Origin of the sequence: Mesorhizobium sp. M7A.F.Ca.ET.027.02.1.1, from assembly GCF_004022985.1 — a bacterium.
Classification (GTDB): domain Bacteria; phylum Pseudomonadota; class Alphaproteobacteria; order Rhizobiales; family Rhizobiaceae; genus Mesorhizobium.
In genome coordinates, this window is record NZ_RZOL01000070.1 from 1 (window position 1) to 20,367 (window position 20,367).

13 protein-coding genes and 1 pseudogene are annotated in these 20,367 nt (G+C 62.8%); 6 read left to right on the forward strand and 8 right to left on the reverse strand.

From position 1 onward, the window contains the following. The 3 genes from EN749_RS10970 to EN749_RS10980 form a co-directional block, all read left to right on the forward strand. The coding region (locus EN749_RS10970; RefSeq protein WP_128363134.1) for a sarcosine oxidase subunit gamma family protein at nucleotides 1–551 on the forward strand (551 nt) is incomplete at its 5' end. Between the two features lie 347 nt (nucleotides 552–898). Further along, nucleotides 899–3,268 (forward strand): aminomethyltransferase family protein, encoded by a 2,370-nt coding sequence (locus EN749_RS10975; protein ID WP_128363135.1) that lies wholly within the window; start codon nucleotides 899–901, stop codon nucleotides 3,266–3,268. Nucleotides 3,269–3,653: 385 nt separating this feature from the next. Next, nucleotides 3,654–5,363: an APC family permease gene (locus EN749_RS10980; protein ID WP_127270074.1), complete on the forward strand. Its 1,710-nt coding sequence runs from the start codon at nucleotides 3,654–3,656 to the stop codon at nucleotides 5,361–5,363. Between the two features lie 68 nt (nucleotides 5,364–5,431). On the opposite strand, the gene EN749_RS10985 is transcribed toward EN749_RS10980, so the two are convergent. The 4 genes from EN749_RS10985 to EN749_RS11000 form a co-directional block, all read right to left on the reverse strand. After that, on the reverse strand, nucleotides 5,432–8,578 hold the full coding sequence (locus tag EN749_RS10985) for an efflux RND transporter permease subunit (RefSeq protein ID WP_128363136.1): 3,147 nt from the start codon (nucleotides 8,576–8,578) through the stop codon (nucleotides 5,432–5,434). A 199-nt stretch (nucleotides 8,579–8,777) separates the two neighbouring features. Further along, nucleotides 8,778–9,920: an efflux RND transporter periplasmic adaptor subunit gene (locus tag EN749_RS10990; protein WP_127399315.1), complete on the reverse strand. Its 1,143-nt coding sequence runs from the start codon at nucleotides 9,918–9,920 to the stop codon at nucleotides 8,778–8,780. Nucleotides 9,921–9,971: 51 nt separating this feature from the next. Continuing rightward, nucleotides 9,972–10,577, reverse strand: a complete 606-nt coding sequence (locus tag EN749_RS10995; RefSeq protein WP_127269135.1) for a TetR family transcriptional regulator — start codon at nucleotides 10,575–10,577, stop codon at nucleotides 9,972–9,974. A 187-nt stretch (nucleotides 10,578–10,764) separates the two neighbouring features. After that, nucleotides 10,765–12,405 (reverse strand): acyl-CoA synthetase, encoded by a 1,641-nt coding sequence (locus EN749_RS11000; RefSeq protein WP_127396100.1) that lies wholly within the window; start codon nucleotides 12,403–12,405, stop codon nucleotides 10,765–10,767. Between the two features lie 191 nt (nucleotides 12,406–12,596). Between EN749_RS11000 and EN749_RS11005 the strand changes: the two genes are divergently transcribed. From EN749_RS11005 to EN749_RS11015, 3 genes are all read left to right on the forward strand, one after another. Continuing rightward, nucleotides 12,597–13,562 carry a sugar-binding transcriptional regulator gene (locus tag EN749_RS11005; protein ID WP_127396099.1) on the forward strand — a complete coding sequence of 322 codons (966 nt, stop codon included), beginning with the start codon at nucleotides 12,597–12,599 and terminating at the stop codon, nucleotides 13,560–13,562. Nucleotides 13,563–13,652: 90 nt separating this feature from the next. After that, the gene (locus EN749_RS11010; protein ID WP_128288120.1) at nucleotides 13,653–15,707 is read left to right on the forward strand and encodes a bifunctional aldolase/short-chain dehydrogenase; all 2,055 of its coding nucleotides are present in this window, start codon (nucleotides 13,653–13,655) and stop codon (nucleotides 15,705–15,707) included. A 137-nt stretch (nucleotides 15,708–15,844) separates the two neighbouring features. Continuing rightward, complete coding sequence (locus tag EN749_RS11015) at nucleotides 15,845–16,711, forward strand: alpha/beta hydrolase (RefSeq protein WP_127811067.1); 867 nt, start codon at nucleotides 15,845–15,847, stop codon at nucleotides 16,709–16,711. On the opposite strand, the pseudogene EN749_RS11020 reads toward EN749_RS11015, so the two are convergent. The 4 genes and pseudogenes from EN749_RS11020 to EN749_RS11035 form a co-directional block, all read right to left on the reverse strand. Continuing rightward, nucleotides 16,697–17,541: pseudogene (locus EN749_RS11020) on the reverse strand (acyl-CoA thioester hydrolase/BAAT C-terminal domain-containing protein). The gene EN749_RS11015 and the pseudogene EN749_RS11020 overlap by 15 nt on opposite strands. Before the next feature lie 101 nt (nucleotides 17,542–17,642). Then, nucleotides 17,643–18,695: a substrate-binding domain-containing protein gene (locus EN749_RS11025; protein WP_023808755.1), complete on the reverse strand. Its 1,053-nt coding sequence runs from the start codon at nucleotides 18,693–18,695 to the stop codon at nucleotides 17,643–17,645. A gap of 49 nt (nucleotides 18,696–18,744) precedes the next feature. Continuing rightward, nucleotides 18,745–19,740 carry an ABC transporter permease gene (locus tag EN749_RS11030; protein ID WP_023808756.1) on the reverse strand — a complete coding sequence of 332 codons (996 nt, stop codon included), beginning with the start codon at nucleotides 19,738–19,740 and terminating at the stop codon, nucleotides 18,745–18,747. A gap of 79 nt (nucleotides 19,741–19,819) precedes the next feature. Further along, nucleotides 19,820–20,367: ATP-binding cassette domain-containing protein (locus EN749_RS11035; RefSeq protein WP_145990898.1), on the reverse strand; the 548-nt coding region annotated here is incomplete at its 5' end.

The following is a 20,367-nucleotide window of genomic DNA, read 5'->3' on the forward strand; positions in this document are numbered from 1 at the left end:
GTATGGAGGCCGGCGTCTCGCTGACCGAGATCCGCAATTTTGATCTCGTCCAGGTGATGGCACGGCGCGGTAAGGCGGCTGACATGGCCACGGCAGCGAAGGGTCGCTTTGGCGTTGCTGCTCCGGAAACGCCGACGGCAGTCGGCGCGGCGGACGCAACGCTGATCTGGTCGGGACCGGATCAGTTTTTCGTGCTGTCGAAGGGCAGCAAGCATTCGACTGAAGCACTCGCTCAGGCGTTTGCATCTTCCGCCTCGCTGTCCGACCAGTCGCATGCGCGCGTGCTGATCAGCATCTCGGGTGACAAGGTGCGGGCGATGCTGGCGAAACTGTCGTCGATCGATTTGCATCCCGATGCGTTTCCGGTTGGCGCGGCGGCGGCTACGTCGATTGACCACACCAGTGTCACGCTCAGGCGTGGGAATGATCGAGATGGCCTGGCGGTGTTCAACCTCCTGGTGTTCGCGACTTTTGCCGAGAGCCTGTGGCACACGATGCTGGACTCGGCCGCGGAGTATGGTGTGGTTATCGGCCATTCCGAGGAATTCTAGCCCGCCAATTGTGGACCTCGGCGCCGCCCCTCATTGCCCTGCCGGGCATTTCTCCCCGTGAACGGGGAGAAAGAAGCTGTTCGGAGTGCCGCGCTATTTCTGCAATGTTGGCGATTGGCGAAACCGGCGACGACAGCGTCCTTCGCCCCGTTTACGGGGAGAAGATGGCAGCAGCCAGATGAGGGGCAGCACCGACGTTTGGAAGATAGACTGGGAGGCCAATTCAATCCCAATTGACTGGGTTCGAAGCATCACCTTCACCTTGCCAAACGCACGCGCACTGCTATTCTTACCGCTAAAATAATTTCACACACAGGCAAACTTGTTTCTCGAACCGCAAGGCTGAAATGAGCCAGTCGCCCTACCCCGCAATTGCTGCCGGACCGCCGCGGCCGAGCCTCATCCTGAGGCCCGGCCAGATCGCGCTGCCGCCGGGCATGGAGCGTTATACGATCCATGGCAATGGCGCGGTGCTCATCGATATCGAGGCCGGCGACACGATCACCGTGCGCAATGTCGAGGGTGGCCAGGCCTGCGAGTTGCTGGCCTGGGACAGGACCGGCGCGACCGATCCCGGCATTTTCGGTGAAACATCGAACAGCAACGCTGCCGGCATCAAGGCGCTGTTGGCCGAGGACGACGACAGCCTCGCATCGCTGCGGAGCGGGCTCGCGCGCCGGCAAGTGCAGCTTGACCATGCCAAGGCGGTTCGCGTGTTCGGCGGCGCGACGCCCGCCGGCACCGAACAGGCTTTCACCGTCGCGCGCGATGGCGCGATGCTGATTGCGGCCCCCGGGGGGCCGATGCTGGTCGATGGTCACGACACGGCGACGCCGCTGACCGCCATCGTCCGCCGCGCCACGATCCGCTCGGCGGTGAAATCGCTACTGGCCGATCCGCTGGCCGACCCGGTGCTCGATTTGCGTGTCCATTCGGCGACGGCGGAGGCCTATTTCGTCAAGGCCGGCGACTATCTCCAGATCATCGATGTCGACGGGCGCCAGTGCACCGATTTCCAGTGCTTTTCGGCGCGCAAGCTGGACAGGGGACTGGATCATCCGCTCGACGTGACGACGACTCGCACGCTGATGGGTGCGAGCTACCCGATGCCCGGCCTGCATTCCAAATACTTTGACCAGGACATGGAGCCACTGGTCGAGGTGGTGCAGGACACATGCGGCCGGCACGACGCCTTCGCGCTCGCCTGCGCGGCCAAATATTACGACGACATCGGCTATCCCGGCCACACCAACTGCTCGGAGAATTTCAACGGCGCTCTGGCCGGCAAGGGCGTCAATCCCCGCGCGGGCTGGATGGCGATCAACTTCTTCTTCAACACGGCGATCGACGCGCATGGCGTCATGGTGTCCGACGAGCCGTGGTCGCGGGCGGGTGACTATGTGCTGCTCAGGGCGCTCACCGACATCGTCTGCGTGTCCTCCGCCTGCCCCGACGACACGACGCCGGCCAATGGCTGGAACCCGACCGACATCCATGTGCGGACCTATTCCGGCCAGCACAAATTCTCGCGAGCGATCGCCAGACGCATGACGCCCGATTCGGAACAGAAAATGACCCGCGAGACAGCTTTTCATTCGAGCTTTGCCAAGCACACCCGCAACTTCGGCGAGTACAGGGGCTATTGGCTCGCCAATTCCTTCGCCAAGGACGGGCCGATCGCGGAATACTGGGCCTGCCGGCAGGACGCGGTGATCATGGACCTGTCGCCGCTGCGCAAGTTCGAGGTTACCGGCCCGGATTCCGAGGCGCTGCTGCAATACACGCTGACCCGCGACGTCAAGAAGCTCGGTGTCGGCCAGGTGGTCTATTCGGCCATGTGCTACGAGCATGGCGGCATGATCGACGACGGCACCCTGCTGCGGCTCGGCAAGGACAATTTCCGCTGGGTCGGCGGTGACGATCTGTCCGGCGAATGGCTGCGCGAGACGGCGACGAAGCTCGGCCTCAACGTGCTGGTGCGCTCGTCGACCGACCAGATGCACAACGTCGCCGTCCAGGGTCCGAAGAGCCGCGACATCCTGCGAGAAGTGATCTGGACTTCGCCATTGCAGCCGTCGATCGACGAGCTCGAATGGTTCCGCTTCGCCGTCGCCCGCATTGGTGGCGGCAACGGCATTCCGGTCGTCGTCTCGCGCACCGGCTATACCGGCGAACTCGGCTACGAGATCTGGTGCCATCCGCGCGACGCCGAAAAGGTGTTCGACGCCATCTGGGAAGCCGGCCAGCCGCATGGGCTGAAGCCGATGGGGCTGCAGGCGCTGGACATGGTGCGCATCGAGGCCGGGCTGATCTTCGCCGGCTACGAATTCTCCGACCAGACCGATCCGTTCGAGGCCGGCATCGGCTTCACCGTGCCGCTGAAGAGCAAGACCGACGATTTCATCGGCCGCGAGGCGCTGATCCGCCGCAAGGAGCACCCGCAGACGAAGCTGGTCGGCCTCGACATCGACGCCAATGTCGACGTCGGCCATGGCGATTGCGTGCATGTCGGCCGCGCCCAGATCGGCGTGGTCACGTCGGGCATGCGCTCGCCGGTGCTGAACAAGACCATCGCGCTGGCCAGGCTCGACGTCACCCATTCGGCTGTCGGTACCGAGGTCGAGATCGGCAAGCTCGACGGCCATGCCAAACGGCTGCCGGCGCGCGTCGTCGCCTTCGCCCACTACGATCCGCAAAAGATCAAACCACGCTCCTGACGGCCTTCCTCCGAAGACAGTGAGGCAGTGCTGGCAGCCTGATAGGAATTTTTTCTTGACCTGCTGAGGGCAGCTATGCTACATATTCGTCCATGGTGCTGATTTGCGCCGGGACCCGCCTCCGGCGGGTTTTTCGTTTCCAGACCCCTGGTCCTTTTCCGAACAATCCTGCCCGCCAGTGTGAAGCTGACATGTTTCGCAAGCGTGATGTGCACGGCGCGACAATTCGCTTGACGTGAAAGCGCGCCGGATCAATCTTCACTCCTAAGAAAAAAATACGACTGAGTGGAAACACCAGCAGTCGATCAATGCATGCGTCGATGGTGAGCCTAGCGAAGCCGCGGCGGTCACGAACGGGGAACATCAAAATGGGGAACAGAGACATATGAGCACGATAACGACTGTCCTGGAGCCGCTTGCCGAAGGCAAGTTGCACCGAAATATCGACTGGCGCGGCGCCTTCTGGGTGGCGAGCGGCGTGCCTGCCCTCGTCCTGTTCTCGATCGGCGGCATTGCCGGCACGACCGGCACGCTGGCCTTCGCGATCTGGATCTTCTCCATGATCATGGGCTTCCTGCAATCCTTCACCTATGCCGAAATCGCCGGCCTGTTTCCGAACAAGTCGGGCGGCGCGTCGATCTACGGCGCCACCGCTTGGCTGCGCTATTCCAAGTTCATCGCGCCGCTGTCGGTCTGGTGCAACTGGTTCGCCTGGTCGCCGGTGCTGTCGCTCGGCTGCTCGATCGCCGCAGCTTATATCCTCAACGCGTTGGCGCCGGTGCCGCTGTTCACCGATGCCTCGCCCGAAGTCGTCGCCTATATCGCGGCGCATGCCGGGACGAGTGCCGCCGACGCCATCACGGCGGTGACCACCGCGGCAACGCCGGTGATCCGCAACTGGACGCTCTACAGCCACACGCTGGGGCCGGTCTCGTTCACCCTCAACGCGACCTTCTTCATCGGCGCGGTGCTGATGCTGATCATCTTCGCCATCCAGCATCGCGGCATCCTCGGCACTGCCAATGTGCAGAAATATATCGGCCTGCTGGTCATCATCCCGATGCTGATCGTCGGCGTCGTGCCGATCGTCACCGGCCAGATCAACTGGGCGAATTTTTCGCCGCTGGTGCCGCTGGCGGCCGCCTATGCGCCCGAGCCCGGCGCCTGGAACATTGCCGGCTGGACGCTGGTGCTTGGCGGCATGTTCATCGCCGCCTGGTCGACCTACGGTTTCGAGACCGCCGTCTGCTACACCTCGGAGTTCAAGAACCCGGGCACCGACACGTTCAAGGCCATCTTCTATTCCGGCCTTTTGTGCATGCTGCTGTTCATCCTGGTGCCGTTCACCTTCCAGGGCGTGCTTGGCCTCAACGGCATGCTGGCGACACCGATCGTCGACGGCTCCGGTGTCGCCGACGCGCTGGCCGGCATGGTCGGCGGCGGGGCGCTGATCCACAGCCTCTTGGTGATGCTGATGATCCTGGCTCTGGTTCTGTGCATCATGACGGCCATGGCCGGCTCTTCACGCACGCTCTACCAGGGCTCGGTCGATGGCTGGCTGCCGCGCTATCTCAGCCATGTCAACGAACATGGCGCGCCGACGCGGGCAATGTGGACCGATCTCGTCTTCAACCTGATCGTGCTGGCCATCGCCTCTGCCGACGCGACGAGCTTCTTCTTCATCCTCGCCGTGTCGAACTGCGGCTATATCATCTTCAACTTCCTCAACCTCAATGCCGGCTGGATCCACCGCATCGACAACGGCCATATCGCCCGGCCTTGGAAAGCACCGAGCTGGTTGCTCGGCGTCGGCGCGATCTTCGCCTATGTCAACATGATCTTCATGGGCGCGGGAGCCAAAGTTTGGAACCCGATGGCGCTGTGGGCCGGCCTGATCACGGCAGCCCTGATTATCCCGGTGTTCTGCTTCCGCCATTACATCCAGGACAAGGGCAAGTTCCCCGACCACATGCTGGCCGATCTCGGCATGACGGGGGCCGACCTCTCGGTCAAAAAGGCGGGCATACTGCCCTACCTGACCCTGGTAGCCGGCGTGGTGGTGATGCTGCTCGCCAACTGGTTCTTCGTCATCTGACCTCGTAAAAGTGAAAAGGATCGGGCGCGCTTCGGCGCGCCCGATCCTTTTCGACTGGCGTGATCGATCTATTCGGCGGCCAATGCCAGTTGCGGCTTTTTGGTTTCCTGACTCAGTTCCAGATCGTCGGTCCGCCCCTCCGCCCCGCGCTTCTTCGGCTCCCGGCCGAAGAACAGGGCGTACCCGGCAGGCAGGACCAGGATGGTCAGCACCGTGGCAACGAGGATGCCGCCCATCATGGCGTAGGCGAGCGGACCCCAGAAGACGCCGCGCGAGATCGGGATCAGCGCCAGTACCGCCGTCAGCGCCGTCAGCGTGATCGGCCGGAAACGGCGAACGGCCGAACCGATGATCGCCTCGTAGCGGTCCATGCCCGCGGCGATGTCCTGGTCGATCTGGTCGACCAGGATGATCGAGTTGCGCATGATGATGCCGAGCAGCGCGATGACGCCGAGAATGGCGACAAAGCCGAACGGCGCGCCGCTGATCAAGAGTGCCGCGGCAGCACCGATAATGCCAAGCGGACCGGTCGCCAGCACCAGCATCGCCTTGCCGAAGTTCTGCAGCTGGATCATCAAAAGCACGACGATGACGGCCAGCATGATCGGCGCCTTGGCGGCGATCGAAGCCTGGCTTTCCGCCGAATCCTCCGCACCGCCCTGGATCTCGACCTTGTAGCCGGGCGCCAATCCGTTACGCAGGCCCTGCATATCCTTGTACAGTTTGGTGACGACGTCATTGGACTGCACGCCGTCGGGCAGCGTTGCCCGCACACTGATGGTCGGCAGACGGTCGCGGCGCCACTCGATGCCTTGCTCCAGCACCGGCACCACCTTGGCAACCTGCGACAGCGGCACGAAGCCACCGAAGTCGGTCGGGATATAGACCGAGTCGACCGAGGACAGCAGGCTGCGGCTGGCATCCGGCTCGCGGGCGACGATGGACACCGTCTCCTCGCCGTCGCGGAAGTCGTCGAGCGGCGCGCCGGACATTGCCGCCTGCAGCATCTGGCGGATGCGCTGCGAGGTGACGCCGAGTGCGCGGGCACGATCCTGGTCGATGACCAGCTTCATCGCCGGAACCGGCTCCAGCCAGTCATCATGCACGGCGCCAAGCAGCGGATCCTCACGGAACTTCGCCTTCACCTGGTCGGCGATGCGGCGCACTTCCTGGCGATCCGGCCCCATGACGCGCATCTGCACCGGCCAGCCGGTCGGCGGGCCGAGGAACAGACGATCGACCTTGGCACGGATGGATGGGAAGTCTTCAGCCAGAACGGTGCGCAACTTGACGATCAGCCGTTCGCGGGCCGGTTCGTCATTGGCCATGACGAGCAGCTGGGCGAAGTTGGGGTTGCTCAGCTGCTGGTCGAGCGGCAGGAAGAAGCGCGGCGCGCCTTCGCCGATATAGGTGGCGATGAAACGCTTGTCCTTGTCGTCCATCATCTTGGTTTCGAGCGCCTTGGCCTGCGCCTCGACTTCCTTGATGCTGGTGCCTTCCGGCAGCCAAAGGTCGACGAGGATTTCCGGCCGCGACGATTGCGGGAAGAAGTTCTGCGGAATGAACTGGAAAGCCCACAGGCTGGTGCCGAAGGTGACCAGCGTCATCACCAGGACGATGATGCGATGGCGCACGGCCCAGCTGACGGTAGCACGAAGCCGGCGATAGAAACGCGTGTCGAAGACATCGTGATGGCTGCCGGCATGCTTGCGCTGCTTGAGGATCATATTGCCGAGCCATGGCGTGAAATAGACCGCGACGAACCAGGAGACGATCAGCGCGATGCCGACGACATAGAACAGGGTGCGGACATATTCGCCGGCGGTCGAGGCCGCGAAGCCGACCGGAATGAAGCCGGCTGTGGTGATCAGCGTGCCGGTCAGCATCGGGAAGGCGGTCGAGGAATAGGCGAAACTCGCCGCCTCGACCTTGACCATCCCCTCCTCCAGCTTGCGCTCCATCATCTCGACGACGATCATCGCGTCGTCGACCAGAAGACCGAGCGCGATGATCAGCGCGCCGAGCGAGATGCGCTGCAGGTCGATGCCGAGTTCGTACATGATGGCGAAGGTCGCAGCCAGCACCAGCGGGATGGCGATGGCGATGACCAGGCCAGAACGCCAGCCTATCGACAGGAACGAGACGACGAGCACGATCAGCAACGCTTCGCCGAGCGCATGCATGAACTCGGCCACCGCATCGGTGACGACGCCCGGCTGGTCGGAGATCTGGTCGACCGCAACGCCGTAGGGCAGCGCCTCTTCGAAGCGCTTGTAGGTGGCCTCGACATCCTTGCCGACGTCGGTAACCTTGAAGCCCTTGGCCATGACGACGCCCAACTGCACGCTGTCGTGACCGTTGAAGCGGTATTTGCGCTGGAACGGATCTTCCAGCCCCGAGGTCACCGTGGCGATGTCGCCCAGCCTTGTGACCTGGCCGCCGGCGCGCAGGCGCAGGTTCCGGATATCCTCGACCTTGCCGACATCGCCCTCGACGGAGATGCGTACCGAGTTGGTGCCGGTATCGACGGAGCCGGCCGGGTCGACATTGTTCTGTCCCTTGATCGCATTCTGCAGATCGGTCAGCGTCAGGCCGCGTTCGGCCAGGGCCTTGGACGAGACGTCGATATAGAGCTTTTCCGGCTGGTCGCCGATGATGACGGCCTTCTCGACGCCGGGCGTCGTCAAAAGCATGTCGCGCGCCTGGATGGCGAACTTCTTCAGTTCGGGATAGCTGAAGCCGTCGCCGCTGATCGAATGCAAGGTGATGAAGGTGTCGCCGAACTCGTCGTTGAAATACGGGCCGAGCAGGCCCTGCGGCAGGTCGCCCTGGATATCGCCCACCTTCTTGCGCACCTGGTAGAAGGCGTCGGTCACCTCGGCGGTGTTGGTGTCGCCCTTGATCTGCACGGTGATGATGGCGCTGCCAGCGCGGGTGAAGGAGCGCACGAAATCGAGATGCGGCGTTTCCTGCAGCTTGCGTTCGATCTTGTTGACGACCTGGTCTTCCATCTCCTTGATCGAGGAGCCCGGCCAGATCGCCTGGACGACCATGATCCGGAAGGTGAAATCGGGATCTTCCTTCTGGCCCATACGCATCAGGCCGAGCGCGCCGGAAATGATGATCAGGCCGAACAGGAACCGCGCAATGGCGGGATGGCCGATTGCCCAGCGCGACAGGTTGAAGGGCCGCTTCTCTTCCGTGGAATTGGTCATCGACGCTGGTCCATCTATCTAGCGCATCAAAATCGAGGTTTCATAGTGGCTTCCGGGCGGCAAGGCTCTCCGAGCGGAGAAGCACTCATCGCGGTGGGACGCGAGATCGATGTGGGGGTTACATCAATCGAGCGTCTCGGTCGGGCGCCTGCCGCCCGGAAACCAACGACTGCGGGAACGCGCAGCCGGTTGTCTGTCGTCAGCGCACCTGCTTGGCGTCGCCGTCTGCCGCGGATGCCGATTGCAGCGCCGCATCACCAGCGAGCTTCACCTTCAGGTTTTCGGTCATGAATTGCGTGCCGGCGGCGACCACGACATCGCCGGGTTTCAAACCCTCTGCAACACGCACGCCATCGGCGGCGAACTCGGCAACCTTGATCGGACGGGCATGAACGGTGTCGGCGCCACGGTCGACGGTCCAGACGATCGATTGGGTGCCTTGCTCGGCCAATGCGCTCAGCGGGATCGAGACCAGCTGCCGCTCATTGGCCGCCGAGGCTTCGATGCTGGCGGTCATGCCGAGCAGCACACGCGGATCGTTTGGCAGGCTGACGCGGACGGCAAAGGTGCGTGACTGCGGATCGGCGCTACCGGCGACTTCGCGGACCTTGCCATCGAGCGCCAGCGCATCGTCTGACCAGAAGCCTGCCTTGACTGCCTTGCCCGGCTTGAATTCGGCGATTTCCATTTCGGGGACGGCGATCAGCACTTCCTTCTCGCCGTCGACGGCGACAGTGACAACCGGCGTGCCGGAACCGACGACCTGGCCGACGTCGGCACTGACCGTGGTGACGATGCCATCCCTGTCGGCCTTGAGATCGGTATAGCCGACCTGGTTCTTCGCCTGAGCAAGTGTCGAAAGGGCGGAATCACGGGTGGCGACCGCTTGGTCATAGGTCAAGGTCGCCTGTTCGAGTTGTGATTTCGGGGCAAAATTCTTGGCAAAAAGCTGCTCGGCTCGCTTGCGGGCAAGCTCCACGGTCTCGACCTGCCGCTCGGCGGCATCGAGCGCTGCCTGCGCGCTCTTGACCGAGAGGTCGTAGTCAATGGGATCGATGCGGGCGAGCACATCGCCCGCGGCCACATGCTGGCCGATATCGACGAGGCGCTCGGTGATCTTGCCATTGACGCGGAACGCCAGAGCGCTCTCGGTGCGGGCTCGCACCGAGCCGGAATAGGAGAGCGTGCGGGTGTCGTGCACCTTCGCGATCTCGACAACCTTGACGGGACGGATGATATCCTTGACTTCGGCTTTTTCCTGGCTGCAGCCGGCAAGCCCGAGAGTGGCGACGATCAGGCCGGCAACTGGCAGCTTGCGAAGGATGGAATTGGACAAAGACATCTTGGTACTCCGACTGGAGATGAATGGCCGACAACCGGCTGGCGGGGGCTATTACTTCAGAGCTCTGATCGCATAGTCGATCAGATCGTCGGGCATCGCCCGGTTGGTCTTGGCAAGGCACTGCGCCACCATTTGCGGATGGCACAGGATGACCGTTGCGGCACCGAAGCAGCGCGACGCGGTCACCGGGTCCTGTTGTCTGAACTCACCGGCCTCGATGCCGTCGCGGATCACCTCCGCAAACAGGTCGTGAATGCTGTCGACATGCTTGTCGATCACACTCCAGTCCCGTTCGAGGGCGACGATGACCATCTCGTGGACCTTCTGGTCGTCGAGCATGACCTCCATCGTCATCTTGTATTGCGCATGCACGTAACGCCGAAGCCGCTCCTCGGCGCTGATCGGCAGGCGCGAAATCTCGTAGGCCATCTTGTAGCTGGCGCCGAGCATACGGCCGCAGACGGCCTGGTGGATTTCGACCTTGGAGGCGAAGAAACGGTAGATGTTGGCGGGCGACATGCCGAGCTCACGCGCGATGTCGGCGACATTGGTCTTGCCGTAGCCATAGTGCCGGAACAGGCGCTCGGCGCAATCGAGAATGCGCGTTACATTTTCCTGTCGGGCGGCTTCGGCGACTATGGTGGCGGCTTCGGACATGATCCTCTATCGATTTACGAGTGATGAATTTCGATTTTCGTCACTCGTAAATTGAAAAGAGCGACCTGTCAATGCGGATTCGGTGTACACGTACGAATGATGACAGATGGTGACAGGGAACCGACGAAAGTCGCGGAGGCTTTGCCCAATCGCAAAGGTCGTAACTGGAGGAGAGCAGCGACGAGGCTTAAGTCCCCCTCGCCATCTCGCGCAACCGGAATTTCTGGATCTTGCCGGTCGAGGTCTTCGGGATTTCGGCGAAGATGACCGCCTTCGGCACCTTGAACCGGGCAAGCAGCGCGCGGCAGTGATCGATGATCTCGGCTTCGGTCGCGGCCTTGCCGGGCTTCAGCTCGACATAGGCAACAGGCACCTCGCCCCATTTGTCGTCGGGCCTGGCGACGACGCCGCAAGAGGCAACCGACGGGTGCTTGTAGAGCGCGTCCTCGATCTCGATAGAGGAAATGTTCTCGCCACCGGAGATGATGATGTCCTTGGAGCGGTCCTTCAACTGGATGTAGCCATCGGGGTGCATGACGCCGAGATCGCCGGAGTGGAACCAGCCGCCGGCGAAGGCCTCGTCGCTCGCCTTGCGGTTCTTCAAATAGCCTTTCATGACGATGTTGCCGCGGAACATGACCTCGCCGATGGTCTCACCATCGGCCGGTGTGGTCCGCATCGTCTCGGGGTCCATGACGGTCAGGCCTTCGAGCGCCGCATAGCGCACGCCCTGCCGCGCCTTCCTGGCACTGCGCTCGCCCTTTTCGAGATCATCCCAGGCGCCATGCCATTCGTTGACGACCGCCGGACCATAGGTCTCGGTCAGGCCGTAGAGGTGGGTGACGGCAAAGCCGGCATCGGCCATCCCCGACAGCACCGCTTCCGGTGGCGGAGCTGCCGCGGTGTTGAAGGTGACAGTCTGCGGGAATTCGCGCTTGTCCTCCTCCCTGGCATTGATCAGCACCGACATGACGACTGGGGCGCCGCACAGATGGGTGACGCCGTGATCGGCAATCGCATCGTAGATCGGCTTCGGCCGCACCCAGCGCAGGCAGACATGGGTGCCGGCCTGGACAGCGAGCGTCCAGGGAAAGCACCAGCCATTGCAGTGGAACATCGGCAGCGTCCAGAGATAGACCGCGTGCTTGGCCATGCCCGCATGAATGGTGTTGGTGTAGGCCATCAGCGCGGCACCGCGATGGTGGTAGACGACGCCCTTCGGATTGCCTGTCGTTCCGGAAGTGTAGTTGAGCGAGATGGCGTCCCACTCGTCGTCGGGCATCGACCAGGCGAAATCCTCGGCGCCGCCTGCGACAAACGCCTCATAGTCCAGCGTGCCAACCCGCTCGCCCTTCGGATACGGCGCGTCGTCGGCGTATTCGGGATCGTCATAGTCGATGACCAGCGGCTTGACCTCGGTCAGTTCCAGGGCCTGCCTGACAACGCCGGAGAATTCGCGGTCCACGATCAGCACCTTGGTCTCGGCATGATCGAGTTGGAAGGCGATGACCGCGGCATCGAGGCGGGTGTTGAGCGAATGCAGCACCGCCTTGGTCATCGGCACGCCGAAATGCGCCTCCAGCATCGGCGGCGTGTTGGACAGCATGACGGTGACGGTGTCGCCCTTGCCGATGCCGCGCCTGTCGAGCGCGGAGGCAAGCTTCAGCGACCGATGCCAGAAAGTGCGATAGTCGATGCGCTGGCGGCCGTGAATGATGGCGACATGGTCGGGATAGGTCTTGGCCGCGCGCTCAAGATAGGTGAGCGGTGTCAGCGGTTGATGGTTGGCCGCGTTCTTGTCGAGATCCTGTTCGTAAGGACTGCCCATCCCATGCTCCCCCCGCGGTTTCTTTCAGACGTTCTAATCACAGGCTCGGGCCGCGTCACCACAAACGATGCCACGAGAGAGCGCATTTGGCACAATGATGAACCAGATTCGGCGTAAGCGGGAGTATCGCATACCTCTGCCCAGTTTGACTTTTGTCGAGAGCCGTGAATAATGTCAGCCGAGGAGACGGCATGGCGATCCGACCGGCAGAACAACTCATCCACAAGGCCGCCTGGCTCTACTATGCCCATGGCCTGCGGCAGGACCAGGTGGCGAGCCAGCTTAACATTTCCCGTGCCTCGGTCGCCATGTATCTGCGCAAGGCGCGCGAGACCGGCATCGTCAACATCTCGACCTCGACCCAGCTTTTCACCGACGACGTGCTGGCGCGCAAGCTCGAGGATGCGTTGAGCCTCGACGCCGTCTGGATCGCGCCGGAGAATGATCATATTGCCGACCCATCGACGGAAATCGCCGTGCTGGCGGCGAGCGTCTTTCTCGAACTGGTCAAGAAGGGCGACCGCATCGGCGTCGCCTGGGGCCGCACCGTCTATATGATCGCCGACGTGATGTCCTATGCCGATCTACAGGATGTCACGGTGGTGCAGCTCTGCGGCAATCTCGGCGCGCCCTATTCCTATCGCCCCGACCAATGCACCATGGAAATCGCGCGGCGGCTCAACGCCAAGGGGCTCAATTTCTACGCGCCGCTGGTGCTGTCGACGGAAGAACTCGCGCGGGCGCTGCGTGCCGAGCCGGTGATCCGGGAACAATTGTCGGGTGTCAGCGAATGCGACCTGGCGTTATACTCGGTCGGCGCGGTCGACGCCGACAGCCATCTGGTCAAATGCGGCGCGCTGACGCCAAACGAAATGGCGGATTTGCGTAGCCAAGGCGCTGCCGGCGTGATTGCCGGGCAGATCATAGACGCCGAAGGCAAGGTGCTCGGCTGCGGTTATAACCGCCGGGTGATCTCCGCCGAACTTGCCTCGCTGCGCGCCATCACCAGGCGGTTGGTGGTGGTGCAGGAGGACAGCAAGTTCGAACCGCTGCTCGCGGCGATCGCCGGCGGCCTTTGCACGCATCTGGTGGTCGGCGCGCACATGGCGCAGCGGCTCCTGGACCATGCGGCTGCCACCATAGAAAAGGCCTCCTAGAAATCCTCCTCTCCGCTGCCGGCGCATTGTCATCAAAGCGTCGCGGCAATCCTGTTTCACCAACAAAGACAGCAACCGGACGAAGCGAACATGAAGAATTTGTGGAATGACGAAGCAGCCGAAAATCTCGTCGCAGACTACGCGAAAAAGGGTGTCGGCCGCGACCTGGCGCTGCGCGTCTACACGACCCGGCTGCTCGGCGGCGAACCACGGCTGGTCCTGCATGGCGGCGGCAACACCTCTTGCAAGACGACGGCAACCGACCTCGTCGGCGACCAGTGGGACGTGCTGTGCGTCAAGGGCAGCGGCTGGGATATGGGCGTCATCGAGCCGCAGGGCCTGCCGGCGGTCAAGCTCAAGCCGTTGCTCAAGGCGCGCGCGCTGAACAGGCTGGCCGACGAGGACATGGTTGCCCTGCAACGCGTCAACCTCATCGATCCGTCCTCGCCCAACCCGTCGGTCGAGACGCTGCTGCATGCCTTCCTGCCGCACAAATTCGTCGACCACACGCACTCGACCGCCATCCTCGCCATCGTCGACCAGGAGGACTCCAAACCTCTGGTGAAGACGGTTTTCGGCGCCAAGATGGGCTATGTGCCTTACATCATGCCCGGCTTCGACCTCGCCAAGGCGGCGGCCGACATCTTCGACGCCGACCCTGATGTCGAAGGCCTAATCCTGGACAAGCACGGCATTTTCACCTTCGGCGACGACGCCAAACAGGCCTACGACCGGATGATCCACTATGTGAATGTCGCCGAGGACTTCATTGCCGCAAGCGGCAAGCCGAAGGCGGCAAAGGCGGCCTTGCCGGCAAGCCTCGCGACACCGGCGTCCATCGCGCCGATGCTGCGTGGTGCGGTGGCGGTGGCGCGCGGCGAAGGCCGCTTCGACCGCATGGTCAGCGATTTCCGCACTTCGCCGGCAATTGTCGATTTCATCAATTCGGCCGAGATCGCCGACTATGCCGGACGCGGCGTGTCGACACCGGATCTGTCGATCCGCATCAAGACCGGCCCAATGGCGCTGCCGGCGCCCGATGCTGACAAGGCCGGCGACTACAAGGCGGTGATCAAGAGCCATGTCGACGCGTTCGCCAAGGATTATCGCGCCTATTTCGAAACCAATGATGCGCTCGACGACGTCAAGCGCACCATGCTCGACCAGATGCCGCGGCTGACGCTGGTGCCGGGCCTCGGCATGTTCGGCCATGGCCGCACGCTGAAGGACGCGAAGATCGCCTCGGACGTCGGCGAGATGTGGATCGAGGCGGTGCGCGGCGCCGAGGCGGTCGGCCGTTTCCACCCGCTCTCCAAGGCCGATCTGTTCCCGCTGGAATACTGGTCGCTGGAACAGGCCAAGCTCGCCTCCAACAAGCCGAAGCCACTGACTGGCCAGGTGGTGCTGATCACCGGCGGCGCCGGCGCGATCGGTGCAGCGACAGCCAAATTGTTCGCCGACAATGGCGCCCATGCCGTCGTCGTCGATCTCGACGCCGAAAAGGCTGCCGATGCGGCGAAGAAAGCCGGCAACAATTCGATCGGCGTCGCCGCCGACATCACCGACCCGGCGCAGGTGCGTGCCGCCTTCGACAGGGCGGTCGCCGTGTTCGGCGGTGTCGACATCCTGGTTTCCAATGCCGGCGCCGCCTGGGAAGGCCGCATCGGCGAGCTCGACGACGCACTCCTGCGCAAGAGTTTCGAGCTCAATTTCTTCGCCCACCAATCGGTGGCGCAGAATGCCGTGCGCATCATGCTCGAGCAGGGCACAGGCGGCGTGCTTTTGTTCAACACCTCCAAACAGGCGGTGAACCCCGGCCCGAAGTTCGGCGCCTATGGCGTGCCGAAGGCGGCGACACTGTTCCTGTCCAGGCAATACGCGCTTGACTATGGCGCGCATGGCATCCGCTCCAACGCCGTCAACGCCGACCGCATCCGCTCGGGGCTTCTGACCGACGCCATGATCGCCAGTCGCTCAGGCGCGCGCGGCGTGTCGGAGAAGGACTACATGTCCGGCAATCTGCTCGGCCAGGAAGTGACGGCGCAGGACGTGGCGCAGGCCTTCCTGCATCACGCGCTGGCCGACCGCACCACCGCCGATGTGACGACCGTCGACGGCGGTAATATCGCGGCAGCGTTGCGCTGACGTAGAGATCCGTCCAGACGAAAGGTGCGGTGCAACTCCGAAGCTTGCTCGAGAAGGGGCGGTTGGGAACTTTCGACCCGACCGGCCATTGAGATCGAGCAAGGTCAAGCAGCTAAATTGTTGCCGGGAGTTCCCTCATGCCAACCGATGACTGGTCCCTGCCCGAACGCTTTATTTTTTCGGGTCACCCGATCGCATGGGGAACGATCGGCGACGGGCCGCCGGCGGTCTTGCTTCATGGTACCCCGTTCTCGTCGGTGGAATGGCGGCGGATTGCAGCTTGGCTCGGGCAACGGCGCCGGATCTACTATTTCGACATGCTCGGCTACGGGCAATCCGCCAAGCCCGACGCGGACGTGTCGCGCGGCTTTCAAAACGAGTTGTTCGCGGCGCTCTACGCTCACTGGGAGCTGGAGTGGCCCGACATCGTGGCGCATGACTTCGGCGGCTCCGTCGCGTTGCGCGGCCACCTGCTCAACGGGCTCGATTATCGCTCTCTGGTGCTGATTGATCCGGTCGCGATCAGCCCTCAGGGATCGCCCTTGGTTCAAGCGGCAAAAGAACACGAGAAAGCGTTTGCCGGTCTGCCGGCCTATATCCATGAAGCCATGCTTCGCGCCTATATCGGCGGCTCTGTCGCGAACGCGTTGCGCGCGGACGAAATGCAGCTCTATCTGCAGCCATGGCTTGGAGACGAGGGACAGAAGGCTTTTTGGCGTCAGATCGCACAGATGGACGACAAGTACAGTCGAGAGGTCGAGTGGCGGTACGACGAGATACGTTGCCCTGTGACGATCCTGTGGGGTGAAGACGACGAGTGGATTCCGCTCGACGACGGGCGAGAACTGGCGCGCCGCATCCCCGGTGCGCCGTTCATCACAGTTCCAAATGCCAAACATCTCGTTCAGGAAGACGCGCCGGAGGCAATAATCTCGACTGTGCTCGACTTCTGGAACGACCAGCATCCTTCGGCCGCCGCGAAACCCCTGCTACAGCAACTCTAGAATGTGTTTCCAGGCCCTGGTTCCCAGCCTCGAATCAGCCTCGTCACTGCCGCCATGCTCATGCGACACCGAGCGCGGCGTGGTTTCCCCCGGCAAGAGAATACGGTGCCCCGCATCCGGCGATGAAACGAGGTGGGTGACCTTGCCGGCTTTGCCGCGCCGCCGGACAATCTCTTCCGCGAACCATAGGGAGGGCCACAGCGCATCGTCGCCACCCGCGACAAGCACAATCTCGGCCGATATCTTTTCCACGGGAATGGTCGCGGCATTCGCCTCCCGCTTGAAGGTTTTCATGCTGCGTTCGAATAACCCGCTGTAAGACACCAGACCATCCACCTGCTTGGGTGCCCAATCCGGATCTGTCGGCACGAATGGCAGGGGAATACCGTCGAGCGACCATGAGGATCGTTCAGGCCAGCTGAAGCCATCCCGGCCCGCGCCGATATTTCCCCAAACCACCGATGACGGGCTGATCGCGACCACAGCGTTGACACGCTGATCATGGACCGCTGCGCACAATGCGGCCTCGGCACCCTTGGATGTGCCGACATAGACGATGCGGTGGCATCCCGTTCCAATGAGATAGTCGGTCGCCGCAAAGAAGGTTTCGAGGGGAATTTCGCATATTCCAGGAGGCTGTCCCTCACCGCCAAACCATCGCAGGGCAAGGCCGACGAACCCTGGTTTGCAAAGAGCCGTGCGCGCCCGACATCGATGCGGCCACTCGACCCACCCAACACCACGACACCGGTGGTGGCCTGCGGGCATCGAAACAAGGTTCCGGCGACGGCGCCGGACAGGTCTTCCTCGATTGCCGCCTGGACTTCCATATAAGCACCGTACCTTGGGCCGGAGCCTGGCGCCGGCTGCAGATATTCAGCAAAAAGGCCGCCTGCAGCAAGCGGCTGCAGGCGGCCTTCGATAGCGAAACCTACTTGGCGTTCGGGTTCGGCATCCAGGCCGGCATCGCGACATCGGCATGGGCGAACTGCGGCAGCTTGGCCGACAGGTCTTCCATGTTCTTGATGTCCTTGTCGATGAGGTCCTTCTGGGTGATCAGCGTCGGCGGCACGACGACGTTGTGGCCGGGATCTTCGCCGGCCAGCAGCTGCGCCAGCGCACGCACCGAGACCTGGCCGACGACGGCCGGATTGGTCGCGGCGGTCGCGGCCCAGGCGCTGTCGGGCTCACGCATCGCAGCGATATCGGACGTCGAGATATCGGCCGAATAGATCTTGATGCCCTTGTTCAAGCCCGCTTCGTCGACGGCGATCTTCACGCCCTTGGCGAATTCGTCATAGGGAGCGAACATCACCTTGATGTCGGGATGCGCCGTCAGCACCGAACGCGCCTGGTTGGCGACGGAGTTGGCGATCGGATTGTCGAGCGTGCCGAACATCGCGACTTCCTTGATGCCGGCATATTTCTTCTTCACGTCGACCCAAGTCTCGTTGCGGCGGTCGAGCGGCGCGATGCCGGCGACATAGACATAGCCGGCATTCCAGCTCTCGCCATTGTCCTTGACAGCCTGCTCGAGCGCGAGGCGCGCCAGGTCGCGGTCGGACTGTTCGATCTGCGGGATCTTGGGATTTTCGACATTGACGTCGAAGGCCACCACCTTGATGCCGGCGTCGACCGCACGCTGTGCGGCGTCCTTCATCGATTCCGTCAGGCCGTGCTGGATGATGATGCCCTGCACGCCGAGCGCGATGGCCTGATCGACCATGTCGGACTGAAGGGCGGCATCCTGGCGGCTGTCGAGGACACGCAGGTCGATGCCGAGCGCCTTCGACTGCGCCTCGACGCCCGAGAGATAGGCCTGGAAGAAGTCGCCGGTCGAGAGATAGCGCACCAGCGCGATCTTGACGCCGGGCTTGTCGAAAGGCGCCGGCTTGTCCGCGGCAAAAGCCGGGACCTGCATCAGCATGGTTGCGCCGGCCAATCCGAGCGCCACCTTCCCCAGAAGTCTTCTTGTAATGCTCACTTTGTTTTCCTCCACTCTTGTTGAACCCAAATCCTGTTCCGGTCGAAAGCTACCTCCTGCCCCTGCCCGAAAGCGCAAAGGTGAAGACAAGGGCGACGACCAGAACCACGCCCTTGACGAAATCCTGCGTATAGTAAGGCGCGTTCATCATCGTCAGACCTTGCAGCAAGATGCCGACGAACAGCGCACCGATGGCAGTGCCGAAGGCGTTCGGCTTGGCGGCACCTAGCACCGCGTAGCCGATCAGTGCCGCGGCGACCGCATCGAGCAGCAGATTATTACCCGAGGCGATGTCGCCGCGTCCAAGCCGGGCAGCGAGCAAAATACCGCCGATCGAGGCAAAAACTCCTGAAATAACGTAGGCCCAGATCTTGTATGCCTTGACAGGCGCACCGGCGAGTTCGGCGGCGCGCTCATTGCTGCCGACGGCATACATCATGCGACCGAAGCGGGTGTATTCGAGGAAGAACCAGATCAGCACGGCGAGCACGAGCAGCACGACTACCGACACCGGAATCAGGTTCGGGATGAAGAAGTCGAAGCGGTGGCGGCCGAGCGCCAGGAAGGCGTCGGAGAATTTGCCATTGGCGACCGAACCGTCCGGCATGGTCATGCCGGTGGCGATCGAGCGGCCTTCGGTTGGAATGCGCTGCAGGCCGACGAGCAGGAACATCATGCCGAGCGTCGCCAGCAGATCGGGCACACGCATGTAGACGATCAGCCAGCCATTGATCAGGCCGACAATGGCGCCGATGAGCAGGCAGACGACGACCGCGACAAGGGCGTTCTGCTCCAGCACCACCATCACATAGGCGGCCGCCATCATGGCTGATGTAGCGACCGAGCCGATCGACAGATCGAAGCCGCCGACAACCAGCGTGGCGGTGACGCCGAGCGCCAGCACGCCGGTGATGGCGACCGACTGGAAGATGAAGACGGCACTTTGCGGCGAAACGAAACCGTCGGCGGCGATCGAGAAATAGGCGACGAGCCCGAACAAGAGCACGATGAACCCGTAGCGGATGGCGTGGTCGCGCAATGTCATTCGGCGCTCCCGCGCGCTGCTGCCGTCTTTACCCAACCCGAACCCATGCTCTCTCCATTCCAATTCCTATCGCCCGCGCTCAGGCCGCACTGTGCAGCGGCCCGCCGGCGACCTCGGCCAGCAGGCGGTCGAGATCGACATCGGCATTGCGGTGTTCGCCGACGATGGTCTGTTCCGACATGACCAGGATGCGATCGGCGGTCTCCAGGGCCTCGTCGAGTTCTGTGACGAACAGCAGCGTGGCGCGTCCGTTTGCACTGGCCCTGAGCTTGGCGGCAATGTCGCGCCGGGCCGAGATATCGACGCCCTGAAACGGCTCATCCAGAATGAACAGCCTTGCCTCCTGCGCCATCCAGCGGGCGACCATCACCTTCTGCTGGTTGCCGCCGGACAGCTCCGACATCTCGTCCTTCTCGGAACGGCAGACGATGCTCAGTTCCTCGATCTGCCGGCGTGCCGTGGTGCGTTCGAGGCGGCGCCTCAGGATGCCGAAGCGCGACATGCGCTTGTGAAACGGCAGGCTGATATTTTCCTGGATGTTGAAGCCTTGGACGATGCCATTCTCGCCGCGGTCCTTGGCGACGAGGAACACGCCGGCGGCGATCGCTTCGCCGGCTGTTTCAGGTG